At 24.5% G+C, this 13572-nt stretch carries 17 protein-coding genes and 2 pseudogenes; 10 read left to right on the top strand and 9 right to left on the bottom strand.

Translation table 4 applies throughout. The features are described from left to right. The first annotated feature begins 395 nt into the window (after positions 1-395). Positions 396-1459, top strand: a pseudogene (locus AAHM76_RS02785) (IS3 family transposase). Positions 1460-1467: 8 nt separating this feature from the next. Here AAHM76_RS02785 and AAHM76_RS08410 read toward each other — a convergent pair. The 5 genes from AAHM76_RS08410 to AAHM76_RS02805 form a co-directional block, all read right to left on the bottom strand. Continuing rightward, entirely contained in the window at positions 1468-1659 is a 192-nt protein-coding gene (locus AAHM76_RS08410) for an IS1/IS1595 family N-terminal zinc-binding domain-containing protein (protein WP_425289454.1), read from the bottom strand. Between the two features lie 500 nt (positions 1660-2159). Beyond that, on the bottom strand, positions 2160-3422 hold the full coding sequence (gene tyrS, locus AAHM76_RS02790) for a tyrosine--tRNA ligase (protein ID WP_342256584.1): 1263 nt from the start codon (positions 3420-3422) through the stop codon (positions 2160-2162). Positions 3423-3465: 43 nt separating this feature from the next. Then, complete coding sequence (locus AAHM76_RS02795) at positions 3466-3768, bottom strand: hypothetical protein (protein WP_342256585.1); 303 nt, start codon at positions 3766-3768, stop codon at positions 3466-3468. A gap of 18 nt (positions 3769-3786) precedes the next feature. Next, complete coding sequence (locus AAHM76_RS02800; RefSeq protein WP_342256586.1) at positions 3787-3972, bottom strand: YtxH domain-containing protein; 186 nt, start codon at positions 3970-3972, stop codon at positions 3787-3789. A gap of 2 nt (positions 3973-3974) precedes the next feature. Beyond that, the gene (locus tag AAHM76_RS02805) at positions 3975-4328 is read right to left on the bottom strand and encodes a hypothetical protein (RefSeq protein WP_342256587.1); all 354 of its coding nucleotides are present in this window, start codon (positions 4326-4328) and stop codon (positions 3975-3977) included. A 171-nt stretch (positions 4329-4499) separates the two neighbouring features. On the opposite strand from AAHM76_RS02805, the gene AAHM76_RS02810 reads away from it, so the two are divergent. Beyond that, positions 4500-4754, top strand: a complete 255-nt coding sequence (locus AAHM76_RS02810) for a hypothetical protein (RefSeq protein WP_342256588.1) — start codon at positions 4500-4502, stop codon at positions 4752-4754. A gap of 444 nt (positions 4755-5198) precedes the next feature. On the opposite strand, the gene AAHM76_RS02815 is transcribed toward AAHM76_RS02810, so the two are convergent. Next, positions 5199-6310 (bottom strand): IS3 family transposase gene (locus AAHM76_RS02815; RefSeq protein ID WP_342256589.1). Its coding sequence is split into 2 segments (ribosomal slippage): positions 5199-6067 and positions 6067-6310, totalling 1113 coding nucleotides; the frame shifts between segments, so codons are not numbered across the junction. Between the two features lie 275 nt (positions 6311-6585). On the opposite strand from AAHM76_RS02815, the gene ybeY reads away from it, so the two are divergent. The 4 genes from ybeY (at position 6586) to AAHM76_RS02835 (ending at position 8140) form a co-directional block, all read left to right on the top strand. Continuing rightward, the gene (gene ybeY, locus AAHM76_RS02820) at positions 6586-7062 is read left to right on the top strand and encodes an rRNA maturation RNase YbeY (protein WP_342256590.1); all 477 of its coding nucleotides are present in this window, start codon (positions 6586-6588) and stop codon (positions 7060-7062) included. A 182-nt stretch (positions 7063-7244) separates the two neighbouring features. Further along, a complete protein-coding gene (locus AAHM76_RS02825) occupies positions 7245-7388 on the top strand; it encodes a diacylglycerol kinase family protein (RefSeq protein WP_342256591.1) in 144 nt (47 codons plus the stop codon). A gap of 157 nt (positions 7389-7545) precedes the next feature. Then, positions 7546-7941: a cytidine deaminase gene (cdd, locus tag AAHM76_RS02830; protein WP_342256592.1), complete on the top strand. Its 396-nt coding sequence runs from the start codon at positions 7546-7548 to the stop codon at positions 7939-7941. Between the two features lies 1 nt (position 7942). Then, entirely contained in the window at positions 7943-8140 is a 198-nt protein-coding gene (locus AAHM76_RS02835) for a hypothetical protein (protein WP_342256593.1), read from the top strand. Positions 8141-8313: 173 nt separating this feature from the next. On the opposite strand, the gene AAHM76_RS02840 is transcribed toward AAHM76_RS02835, so the two are convergent. From AAHM76_RS02840 to AAHM76_RS02850, 3 genes are all read right to left on the bottom strand, one after another. Further along, positions 8314-9425 (bottom strand): IS3 family transposase gene (locus tag AAHM76_RS02840; protein WP_342256594.1). Its coding sequence is split into 2 segments (ribosomal slippage): positions 8314-9182 and positions 9182-9425, totalling 1113 coding nucleotides; the frame shifts between segments, so codons are not numbered across the junction. A gap of 74 nt (positions 9426-9499) precedes the next feature. Beyond that, complete coding sequence (locus tag AAHM76_RS02845; RefSeq protein ID WP_342256595.1) at positions 9500-9961, bottom strand: hypothetical protein; 462 nt, start codon at positions 9959-9961, stop codon at positions 9500-9502. A 111-nt stretch (positions 9962-10072) separates the two neighbouring features. Continuing rightward, a complete protein-coding gene (locus tag AAHM76_RS02850) occupies positions 10073-10201 on the bottom strand; it encodes a hypothetical protein (protein WP_342256596.1) in 129 nt (42 codons plus the stop codon). 122 nt (positions 10202-10323) lie between these two features. Between AAHM76_RS02850 and AAHM76_RS02855 the strand changes: the two genes are divergently transcribed. The 4 genes and pseudogenes from AAHM76_RS02855 (at position 10324) to AAHM76_RS02870 (ending at position 13511) form a co-directional block, all read left to right on the top strand. Next, positions 10324-10851, top strand: coding sequence for an IS1/IS1595 family N-terminal zinc-binding domain-containing protein (locus AAHM76_RS02855; protein WP_342256597.1), 528 nt, complete (start codon positions 10324-10326; stop codon positions 10849-10851). 52 nt (positions 10852-10903) lie between these two features. Further along, positions 10904-12015: pseudogene (locus AAHM76_RS02860) on the top strand (IS3 family transposase). Between the two features lie 106 nt (positions 12016-12121). Then, positions 12122-12508, top strand: coding sequence for a hypothetical protein (locus AAHM76_RS02865; RefSeq protein WP_342256598.1), 387 nt, complete (start codon positions 12122-12124; stop codon positions 12506-12508). Between the two features lie 793 nt (positions 12509-13301). Then, the gene (locus AAHM76_RS02870) at positions 13302-13511 is read left to right on the top strand and encodes a hypothetical protein (RefSeq protein ID WP_342256599.1); all 210 of its coding nucleotides are present in this window, start codon (positions 13302-13304) and stop codon (positions 13509-13511) included. The last annotated feature ends 61 nt before the right edge of the window (positions 13512-13572 follow it).

Consider the following 13572-nt stretch of genomic DNA (forward strand, 5'->3'; position numbering starts at 1 on the left):
GTTATTCTTCTGTTCTTGATCCTTTTAGAGTTTTCTTTCATGAATTAGGACATATGTTAGATCATTTTTTAAAAGATAATATGCATTATAAGTATAAGTAATAAACTAAAAGATTTTTTAATAAGTAAAATTATTAATTTTAATAATTGACAAAGTTTAGACAAAGAAAAAATTTTTAAATTATTTCATCTTAGTTCATATTCTTTTTCTATTTTATATGATGTTATTGGTGAAGGATTTGTATATTGGTTTTTAATACCAAATAATGGATAGGCTACAATTATTAGGGCCATAATTATATAGACTTCAAAATTAGATAAAATTATTAAGAAAGAAGGAATATAAAAATGGGAAATAAAACTTCATACTCTGAATAATTTAAAAAACAAATTGTCATGCTATATAAAAATGGTAAAAGTGTTATTAATCTAGGGCAAGAATATAATTTACCAAAACCAACTATTTATAGTTGAGTTAAAAATTATAATAATTCTGGTTCATTTAAAGAAAAAGACAATCGCACACTAGAAGAAAATGAAATAATAACTTTACGAAAAGAACTTAAAGGCTTGAAAATGGAAAATGACATTTTAAAGCAAGCCGCACTGATAATGGCCAAAAAATAACAATAATTAATAACAACAAAACAAAATATTCAGTAAGAAAAATATGTAAGATTTTGGGTTTATCAAAATCAACGTATTATTATCAAAATAATAAATGTATTAACAAGCAAGTTAATAATTATGAACAAGAAATTATCAGTGCCTTTAATAAAAGTCGCAAAATTTATGGGGCTCGCAAAATTAAAGTTATTTTAAACAGAAAAGATATCATCTTATCGCGGCGAAAAATCAGATTCTTTATGATCAAAAATAATTTGGTTTCTAAATACACCAAATTAAAATATCATAATCATAAAACAACAGTCAATAATGACCAAATTAATAATATTTTAAATCGTCAATTTAACAACAAAAAACCTAATTAAGTTATTGTTAGTGATTTAACATATGTTCAAGTTGGCGCTAAATGACATTATATTTGTTTATTAATTGACTTGTTTAATCGTGAAATAATTGGTTATAGTGCTGGGCCGAATAAAACAGCCGAACTGGTCCAACAAGCTTTTCATAAAATAACACGACCATTAAATCAAATAACTCTATTTCATACTGATCGTGGTAATGAGTTTAAAAATAAAATCATTGATGAAATTTTAATAACTTTTAATATTAAAAGATCATTAAGCAATAAAGGCTACCCTTATGATAATGCTGTGGCTGAAACAACTTACAAAACTTTTAAAACTGAATTTATTAAGGGTAAAAAATTTAAAAATTTAACACAATTAAAATACGAACTTTTTGATTTTGTGCATTGATATAACAATATTCGAATTCATGGCAGTTTAAATTATTTATCTCCAGTTACTTTTAGAAAACAAATGTCTATATAAAAAGTGTCCTAAAAAGTGTTGCCATTCCAATCACGAAAAGAATCAAAACTAGCACGACATTTTTTGCATAAATATTTTTGTTTTCATTCAGGATTATGACCATTTTTAACACAATAAAAAGATTGACAATTAGGACATTTAATACCTTTATCCCTAAATTTTTGGTCAATTTCATTTAAGCGTTTTTGTTTTTTAATTAATTCTGCTTCTTTTTTGACTTTTTCATTAAATTATAAAAATTGATCATCTGTTAAACTATTTATTAATTCTTCAATTATTTTTCCCATTAATTATTAACCTCTTATATTAAAAATATACCTAATTTTAGGTATATTTTATAAATATCAAGAGTTTTCTACAAAATTAAAGAAGAAAGGTCACAAGTATGAAAAAAGGTCAAAAAAGAAAACTAAAATTATGACATAAAATTACAATTTGGGGAATCTTAAATGCTTATCCGTTATCATTTTATTAATTGCTGTGTTTGCTTTACCACAAACACCTTGACATTGTAGTTTATTCGCGTTTATCAATATTTTTGTTATATTATTAGCACAAGTAATTTATTATACTCGTCTTTATTTAAAACATAAAAAGAAAGCAACTAAAAATAAACTTATTAAATTGCAATAATTTTAAAAAACTAAAAAGAACACTTTATTCCTAAATAGCATTATTTAAATGGTAAAGTGTTCTTTTTTTATTTTTTGTTAGTTGTAAGATAAATTAAATGATATTTTCGTTTTCCACGACGAATAATCAAATATTTATCAAATAAAAACTTATCTTTTGCTACAAGTAAAGTTTCTTCTTTTACAATTTGCCCATTAATAGTAATTGCACCTTGTTCTAAAAACTCACGACCTTCACGTTTAGAAGAAACAATTTTTGCTTGTACTAATAAATCAAGCAGTGGTAAATTAAGGTTTGTTAAATAAAAATTAGGTAAACTATTATCAAGCTGGTCTAACTGTTGCTCTGATAATTCATGTAAACTGCCTTTAAATAAAGCTTCGCTAACAATTTGTGCTGTTTTTAATCCTGCTGCTTGATGAACAAATAAAGTTACTTCTTCTGCTAGTTTTTTTTGTGCAATGCGTTGTGCTGGTTCATTTTGGTGAGCTGCTTCAAGAACAATAATTTCTTTTTCAGATAACATTGTTAAATAACGTAATAATTTCCCTGCTTCTTGGTCATCTTGGTTATAAAAGAATTGATAAAATTCATAAGGTGATGTTTTTTTTGAATCTAATCAAACTGCCCCTGATTCTGTTTTTCCAAATTTGGAACCATCAGCTTTTGTTAATAAATTCATTGTCAAACCACAAGCTAAATTATCTTCTCCAATTTGTTTATAAATATAATCTGTTCCCGAAGTAATATTTCCTCATTGATCACTACCACCAGTTTGAACAGCACAATCATAATTAATATATAATTGATAAAAGTCATAAGCCTGCAATAATGTGTAAGCAAATTCAGTATATGATAAACCAACTTCAATTCTAGTTGCAATATTTTCTTTTGCTAATAAATAACTAATATTAAAATCTTTACCAACATTTCGCAAAAAATTAATCAAGGTCATTTTTTGCAATCATTCAGCATTATTAACCATTTTAACTTTTGTTCCAATTAATTGTTGCATTTGATTACTAATGGTTTCCACATTATGTTTAATTGTTTTATCATCTAGCAATACCCGTTCTGCTTTTTTCCCGCTAGGATCACAAATCATTCCTGTCCCGCCACCAATAATAGAAATTGGTTGAAATCCAAACATTTCAAAACGTTTTAATAACATAATTTGAATTAAATGACCAACATGTAATGAATCACCAGTTGGATCAAAACCACAATAAACTCCTTTTTTTAATTCTTGCGCTTTTAATAATTTTGCTTCATTAGTTACTTGTTTTAATAGTCCTCTTCATCTTAATTCTTCTAAAATATTTTTTACCATAATTTATCTCCTTTGCTATTTAAAAAACTCTAAATTATTAGAGTTATTTATTATCTACTTTTGAATCTTTTTTAATTGGGCCAGACTTTCCTTCTTCAATAATTTTTTCAGAAATTGATGCTGATGTTTTTTTCAAATCTTCAGTTACCTTAATTCCAGCGTCAATTGCTGAAACTGTTATTTTTGCTAAATCTTTTGCCGCTGCGCGCACATTAGGCGATTTTGCTGCTGCTTTAATTAATTTAACTGCACCATTATCAATTTTCTTTAATGTCTTATAAGCCATTTCTTTTGTTGAAGCAGAATCTAAAATTTCAACTGCACCTTTGACATTTTTAATGTGCAATTCAATATCAGATGCAACTTAATCTGATTCTATTTCTTGCGATTTTTTTCATACAATCTCAATTTTATTAACCATTTTTTTAAGTTGTGGATTATATTTTTTAACTAAATTAATGAAATCTTGTCGTAATTCTGAACCTTTTTTCGGAGCAATTAACATTCCTACTACCATCACTGCCAATGTTTTAACAAATTTAAATGCCATAATTATTCCTTCTCATCAGAATTAGCAAAATCTTTTAATTTATCAACAATTCGATAGGCAATGTCTTTATTACGAGCAATAATTTTCACTCATGCTTTAACGTTTCATTTTGCAAAAGCTTCAAAAACATCAATATAATTTGAAACTTTAACAACATTATCAACAGTAGAATTTAACATTTCTGATTTATAAGTTAAGTCTTCAACAAAATAATAAAATTTCTTAGCAGCAATTGCAACTTTTCGCGCAGCAATAATGCCATAACAGCAAAAAACAATTGCTAAACATAATAAAACAATGATTAAAATTGTTTGTGAAATTAATAAATTATCATTTGTTGCTAACATATATATCATTATTTTCCACCCTTTTTCTAATCGTATTAAATATTACTTTTATATTATAACTTATTTTATAATTTATTTTAAATAATATTAGAATAATTCTTTAATTTTGTAGAAAACTCTTGATATTTATAAAATATACCTAAAATTAGGTATATTTTTAATATAAGAGGTGAATAATTAATGGAAAAAATAATTGAAGAATTAATAAATAGTTTAACAGATGATCAATTTTTAGAATTTCATGAAAAAGTCAAAAAAGAAGCAGAATTAATTAAAAAACAAAAACGCTTAAATGAAATTGATCAAAAATTTAGGGATAAAGGTATTAAATGTCCTAATTGTCTCTTACAACTAACAAAAAATAAAAAAAGAACAACTAAGACTGAACCCCAAAAAGTAAGTAAAATAAAAAAAGATTTTGTTAAATTTTTATAGGGGGTGCATTTTTATATGGCAAAAAAAGGACAAAAATATAACAAATATACATCATAATTTAGAACAAAAATAATTGAGGAAATTAAACAAAAAAGTTGTTGAATAGTAAAAAAACAATATAATATAAATGCAAATACAGTAGGATATTGATGAACAAATCATAAAAAAGGAAAATTAAACAATCCTAAAGGACCTAAAATTTCTTTTGTCAAAAGAAATTTAGAATATTATAAAACAAGGTATGAATTATTAAAAAAGATCCATGACTTTTACAATTAAGCAAACTAAGAATAGTCTCTTTTATTAAACAAAATTGTCGTGAATATTCAATAAAATTATTACTAGAAGTAACAGGGTTAAAACGTAGTTATTGAGATAAATATAAAAATTATGACAGTAGCAAAAAAGATAAAAATGGAATGGCAACACTTTTTAGGACACTTTTTATATAGACATTTGTTTTCTAAAAGTAACTGGAGATAAATAATTTAAACTGCCATGAATTCGAATATTGTTATATCAATGCACAAAATCAAAAAGTTCGTATTTTAATTGTGTTAAATTTTTAAATTTTTTACCCTTAATAAATTCAGTTTTAAAAGTTTTGTAAGTTGTTTCAGCCACAGCATTATCATAAGGGCAGCCTTTATTGCTTAATGATCTTTTAATATTAAAAGTTATTAAAATTTCATCAATGATTTTATTTTTAAACTCATTACCACGATCAGTATGAAATAGAGTTATTTGATTTAATGGTCGTGTTATTTTATGAAAAGCTTGTTGGACCAGTTCGGCTGTTTTATTCGGCCCAGCACTATAACCAATTATTTCACGATTAAACAAGTCAATTAATAAACAAATATAATGTCATTTAGTGCCAACTTGAACATATGTTAAATCACTAACAATAACTTCATTAGGTTTTTTGTTGTTAAATTGACGATTTAAAATATTATTAATTTGGTCATTATTGACTGTTGTTTTATGATTATGATATTTTAATTTGGTGTATTTAGAAACCAAATTATTTTTGATCATAAATAATCTGATTTTTCGCCGCGATAAGATGATATCTTTTCTGTTTAAAATAACTTTAATTTTGCGAGCCCCATAAATTTTGCGACTTTTATTAAAGGCACTAATAATTTCTTGTTCATAATTATTAACTTGCTTGTTAATACATTTATTAGTTTGATAATAATACGTTGATTTTGATAAACCAAAAATATTACATATTTTTCTTACTGAATATTTTGTTTTGTTGTTATTAATTATTGTTATTTTTTGGCCATTATCAGTGCGGCTTGCTTTAAAATGTCATTTTCCATTTTCAAGTCTTTAAGTTCTTTTCGTAAAGTTATTATTTCATTTTCTTCTAGTGCGCGATTGTCTTTTGCTTTAAATGAACCAGAATTATTATAATTTTTAACTCAACTATAAATAGTTGGTTTTGGTAAATTATATTCTTGCCCTAGATTAATAACACTTTTACCATTTTTATATAGCATGACAATTTGTTTTTTAAATTCTTCAGAGTATGAAGTTTTATTTCCCATTTTTATATTCCTTCTTTCTTAATAATTTTATCTAATTTTGAAGTCTATATAATTATGGCCCTAATAATTGTAGCCTATCCAAAATTAAATTTACTTATTAATTAAGTAATGCAAAAAAATGCTTAATATTAGGTTTTTAGTAAATTTATTTAATTTGTTTAGTTGTTTTTATTTATATTTTTTTGTAAAATCTCAACTTTTGTAATGCTATCTTATTTACTAAAGATAATGATTTAATTTGTTATAATAAAAAAAGAGAAGGGTCTGGTGAGGTAATGAAAGATGATTTTGTGATTTACAATGAAACAAAGTTTGATATTAAACCATATGAAGATGATTTTAATGCAATTTTCAAAAAAATTAAAACTTTGTTAGCAATAACTGAGCCATTAGAATTATCATTAATTATTGTTGATGCACAAGAACAATTAGAACTTAATCGAAAATATCGTAACAAAGATTATGTCGCTGATGTTATTACCTTTGCTTTAGAAGAAGAAAATAAGATTGATTTATTTCAATTAACCGGACTACGCAGTTTAGGGGATATTTTTATTTGCTATGAAAAAGCCCTTGCTCAAGCTGCTGAATATAACGATTCTCTTCGTCGTGAATTTGCTTTTTTATTTACTCATGGTATGTTACATATTTTAGGTTATGATCATCAAACTCCAGCTGATGAAGAAAAAATGTTTAATTTACAACGAAAAGTATTAAATGATTTACAAATTAATCGAATTCCAATAAAATAAAAACAGAAAGAAGAAAGGGATACATAATGGCAAAAGAGTCACCAGTCAAGAAAAAAATATTTTTTAAATTACGGAATAAATTTTCAAATGCTTTTCGTGGAATTTATACAGCAATTAAATAAGAATCAAGTTTAATTATTCATTTTATTGTGTCATTGGTTGTTATTGGTCTAGGAATTTGATTGCAAAAAATGGTTCCTAACCAGTTTGGCTATGTTCAATGAGCAATTTTATTATTAACCATTGGAATTGTCATTAGTTTTGAGTTAATTAATACAATGGTTGAAAATTTTGTTGATTTATTATCATTTGAATATAATAATTAATAATTAAAGCAAAAAAAATTAAAGATATTTGTGCCGCGGCAACATTAATTAATTCTATTTTGGCAATTGCAATTGGATTATTAATAATATGTTACCACCGTTAGTGGATGTTATTAAGTTATATTTACACATTAGTTAAAAAGGGGGAGTTAATAAAATGCCAACTTATTTTGAAAAGCTAAAATTATTAAGTAAAAAAGCTTATGCACCATATTCAAATTTTCGTGTTAGTGCAATTTGTTTGTTAAAAGATGGTACAGAAGTTATCGGTGTTAATGTTGAAAATGCAGCATATGCTGCTACGATTTGTGCAGAACGGACAGCTTTGGCACAGTTTTATGCGTTAGGTTATCGTAAAACAGATATTATAAAATTTTACTTATATACTGACAGTAAACAAGCAGGTTCTCCTTGCAAAATATGCCGGCAATTTTTATGAGAATTAGTTGATCATCGGATTCCAATTGAAATTTATAATCAAAAAGGTGAATCATATGTTTTAACAATTAAAGATTTACTACCATATGGCTTTACGAAGGAGGATTTACAATAGTATGGTCAAGAAACATAAAGATGAGGAAGATTTTCAGCAAGATTTCGTTACTGACCATAGTTATCGTCTTGTTCCTGATGATCAATTACAAGAATATATCCATAATAATGCTTTTTATATTAAAATATTTTATGTTTTTTATGACAAACGGTTTTTATTAACTCATCATACTTGAAGAAAAAAACTGACAATGATTTAGAAGCATATTGTAAAAAGTATATTATGTATTTAACCAAGCGTTTGCATCTTGATACAATGGCATTAACTTCTGATGAATTAGCACAAAAATGAGATATTCAATAATATGATATTCCTGGTTATGAAGATGTGATGTTAAAAAAAGTGGAATGGCAACACTTTTTAGGACACTTTTTATATGGACATTTGTTTTCTAAAAGTAACTGGAGATAAATAATTTAAACTGCCATGAATTCGAATATTGTTATATCAATGCACAAAATCAAAAAGTTCGTATTTTAATTGTGTTAAATTTTTAAATTTTTTACCCTTAATAAATTCAGTTTTAAAAGTTTTGTAAGTTGTTTCAGCCACAGCATTATCATAAGGGCAGCCTTTATTGCTTAATGATCTTTTAATATTAAAAGTTATTAAAATTTCATCAATGATTTTATTTTTAAACTCATTACCACAATCAGTATGAAATAGAGTTATTTGATTTAATGGTCGTGTTATTTTTTGAAAAGCTTGTTGGACCAGTTCGGTTGTTTTATTCGGCCCAGCACTATAACCAATTATTTCACGATTAAACAAGTAAATTAATAAACAAATATAATGTCATTTAGCGCCAACTTGAACATATGTTAAATCACTAACAATAACTTCATTAGGTTTTTTGTTGTTAAATTGACGATTTAAAATATTATTAATTTGGTCATTATTGACTGTTGTTTTATGATTATGATATTTTAATTTGGTGTATTTAGAAACCAAATTATTTTTGATCATAAATAATCTGATTTTTCGCCGCGATAAGATGATATCTTTTCTGTTTAAAATAACTTTAATTTTGCGAGCCCCATAAATTTTGCGACTTTTATTAAAGGCACTGATAACTTCTTGTTCATAATTATTAACTTGCTTGTTAATACATTTATTAGTTTGATAATAATACGTTGATTTTGATAAACCCAAAATCTTACATATTTTTCTTACTGAATATTTTGTTTTGTTGTTATTAATTATTGTTATTTTTTGGCCATTATAAGTGCGGCTTGCTTTAAAATGTCATTTTCCATTTTCAAGTCTTTAAGTTCTTTTCGTAAAGTTATTATTTCATTTTCTTCTAGTGCGCGATTGTCTTTTGCTTTAAATGAAACAGAATTATTATAATTTTTAACTCAACTATAAATAGTTGGTTTTGGTAAATTATATTCTTGTCCTAGATTAATAACACTTTTACCATTTTTATATAGCATGACAATTTGTTTTTTAAATTCTTCAGAGTATGAAGTTTTATTTCCCATTTTTATATTCCTTCTTTCTTAATAATTTTATCTAATTTTGAAGTCTATATAATTATGGTCCTAATAATTGTAGCCTATCCATTATTTGGTATTAAAAACCAATATACAAATCCTTCACCAATAACCTCATATAAAATAGAAAAAGAATATGAACTAAGATGAAATAATTTAAAAATTTTTTCTTTGTCTAAACTTTGTCAATTATTAAAATTAATAATTTTACTTATTAAAAAATCTTTTAGTTTATTACTTATACTTATATGCATATTATCTTTTAAAAAATGATCTAACATATGTCCTAATTCATGAAAGAAAACTCTAAAAGGATCAAGAACAGAAGAATAACCATTATAAAATGAGTGATTTCCCATAGCATTATAATAACATTGTAATGTTTGTGCATGAATCTGAATATGATGGTAAAAATGACCATATCCATCTGCATCAAGAACTTGAGCAATATCAATTCATTTTAATACATTATGAACATTATTTTTTCCTCAACTACTAGCTGTAATTTTATAAAATCTTACCATTAATTGTTTTAATTTATTAATATATGTCGGATAATAATTATTAATTAAATTTGTTAAAGATGATTTAGTTTTTGGATTTAAAAAATTTGATAATTCTTCATATGAATTAAATTATGGTTTTTCATAAAATGGTAAGTTAGGATATTCAGCATGACTTAAAAAAGCATTTGTTAAATTTTTTTCAAGATCTGTTGCTGGATGGTTACTAATTCATAAGCCATTATAGCCACGTTGTTGCATTCAAGTTTGATTTGGAACATATTGTTGATTTAAATTAATTCTTTAATTTTGTAGAAAACTCTTGATATTTATAAAATATACCTAAAATTAGGTATATTTTTAATATAAGAGGTGAATAATTAATGGAAAAAATAATTGAAGAATTAATAAATAGTTTAACAGATGATCAATTTTTAGAATTTCATGAAAAAGTCAAAAAAGAAGCAGAATTAATTAAAAAACAAAAACGCTTAAATAAAATTGATCAAAAATTTAGGGATAAAGGTATTAAATGTCCTAATTGTCAATCTTTTTATTGTGTTAAAAATCGTAATAATCCTGAAGGAAAACAAAAATATTTATGCAAAAAATGTCGTGCTAGTTTTGATGCTTTTCGTGATCATTTTACGTATTGAAGTCATTTAAATTATGAACAGTGAAATTTATTGATTCAAATTTCATTATTAGGCCAATCTAGTAAAATGATTTCCCACTTTATTAAAACATTACCGAAAACCGCTTGATATAATCGCCAAAAAATAATGAAATCAAAACAATTAGAAAACACCCAATTAAAATTTAAAAAGTTAAATGGCCAAATTCAAATCGATGAAACATTTATTAAAGAAATCCACAAAGGTATGGATAGGCTACAATTATTAGGACCATAATTATATAGACTTCAAAATTAGATAAAATTATTAAGAAATAAGGAATATAAAAATGGGAAATAAAACTTCATACTCTGAAGAATTTAAAAAACAAATTGTCATGCTATATAAAAATGGTAAAAGTGTTATTAATCTAGGGCAAGAATATAATTTACCAAAACCAACTATTTATAGTTGAGTTAAAAATTATAATAATTCTGGTTCATTTAAAGCAAAAGACAATCGCACACTAGAATAAAATGAAATAATAACTTTACGAAAAGAACTTAAAGACTTGAAAATGGGAAATGACATTTTAAAGCAAGCCGCACTGATAATGGCCAAAAAATAACAATAATTAATAACAACAAAACAAAATATTCAGTAAGAAAAATATGTAAGATTTTGGGTTTATCAAAATCAACGTATTATTATCAAACTAATAAATGTATTAACAAGCAAGTTAATAATTATGAACAAGAAATTATCAGTGCCTTTAATAAAAGTCGCAAAATTTATGGGGCTCGCAAAATTAAAGTTATTTTAAATAGAAAAGATATCATCTTATCGCGGCGAAAAATCAGATTCTTTATGATCAAAAATAATTTGGTTTCTAAATACACCAAATTAAAATATCATAATCATAAAACAACAGTCAATAATGACCAAATTAATAATATTTTAAATCGTCAATTTAACAACAAAAAACCTAATGAAGTTATTGTTAGTGATTTAACATATGTTCAAGTTGGCGCTAAATGACATTATATTTGTTTATTAATTGACTTGTTTAATCGTGAAATAATTGGTTATAGTGCTGGGCCGAATAAAACAGCCGAACTGGTCCAACAAGCTTTTCATAAAATAACACGACCATTAAATCAAATAACTCTATTTCATACTGATCGTGGTAATGAGTTTAAAAATAAAATCATTGATGAAATTTTAATAACTTTTAATATTAAAAGATCATTAAGCAATAAAGGCTGCCCTTATGATAATGCTGTGGCTGAAACAACTTACAAAACTTTTAAAACTGAATTTATTAAGGGTAAAAAATTTAAAAATTTAACACAATTAAAATAAGAACTTTTTGATTTTGTGCATTGATATAACAATATTCGAATTCATGGCAGTTTAAATTATTTATCTCCAGTTACTTTTAGAAAACAAATGTCTATATAAAAAGTGTCCTAAAAAGTGTTGCCATTCCAGTAATTTTAAAGATAAATTTGATAAAAGAAAAATTCATCTTGATTCATTTTCAACCAACAATAAATGTTGTATTCAAATGGCTGTTGATAGCAATAATAATATTTATGTTAAATCAACCAACACAAAACGATTACAAAAACAGTGAATTATTGAAAATATTAATAAACAATTAATCAAAGAAAATTCAATTATTATTTCTGACATACAACCATTATATTTATTAGTAGCAAAACAAACAAATTCTATTTTATTAGCAACTAAAACTAGTACAAATCCTGATGCTAGTTATCGGAAGTTAAATAAAATTAGTAAATTACAATCAAATCTTAAAGAATCCTTAATTCATTATCATGGCTTAGGTTTCACGAACATTCAAAATTATTTAAATCACTGAAAATTAAAATACCAGCATAAAGGTTTAACGCCAAACCAACAATCATCGGTATTATATTTTAACGTATAAAAAAGTTAAATAACAATATTAAAAGTTTATATAATTTTCTTTTAAAGTTATCATATTGATGATTTTTTTATTTCATCAATAGTTTTCTACAAAATTAAAAAATTAATTTGATTTAACACTGATTTATAAATAAGATAATTAAGAGTAACTGAACCTCGGTAAATCTTAAAATCATTAGAAATAATTGTAGCCGTAGTAGCCATAATATTATTTTTAATTTTAATTTTATTAATATTTAATGCTGGGAACTTTTGTTTCAATGTAGTTTTAATTTGCTCTTCTGTTGGAAGATGGTAACCATTAGTTTTAATTGCTTGTAAATTTGGGTTACTAATAATTGTATTTAGTACTATTATTTTTTGGTTTAAATAAGTATGATATAGCAGATATAAAATAATGCTTAATAAAAATCCTGCGATAAAAATTAATACTATGTTAGTTGTATAAATTATTTTTTTTGTTTTTTCATTACTATTACTACCTTTACTATTTAATATTTTTCAAAATTCATTATATAGTTATCATGATCTAAAATAATATAAACAAAAATAAATTTAACATTTATCAAATTATTTGTAATTTATTATTATAATTTTACAAATAATTTGATAAAGATAAAATTTTAGTTTTTAAAATTTAATACGGACATCAATATATTAAAAAATAGCAAACCATTTTAATTTATGCAATGCTACAATCAGGTCAGACTATGAGAAAAGTTTTGTTTGTTTTTGCTTGTATTTTAAATTAACAAATTATTGTTTATTAATAAAGAAAGCGAGGTAAATATTAAATGAAAAAAATATTAGCTTTATTAACTAGTTTATCAGTAAATAATATATTTGTTGCTTCTATTGTGAGTTGTACATTTTGTTCAAATAGTTCAGAAGAAGCAAATTTACCAAATGAAAATATTGATGCTAAACCTAATGAGGATTCTCAAGATGTGAAAGTATCAATAGATGATGAAACAAAACCATATTATGAATATACAATGTTATAAACTGGTAGTGGTTTATTTCAATTTATAAAAAAGGTGATACAGCAATTGTTTATGATACTGG

Source organism: Spiroplasma endosymbiont of Poecilobothrus nobilitatus (assembly GCF_964030655.1).
Taxonomy (GTDB): Bacteria; Bacillota_I; Bacilli_A; order Mycoplasmatales; family Mycoplasmataceae; genus Spiroplasma.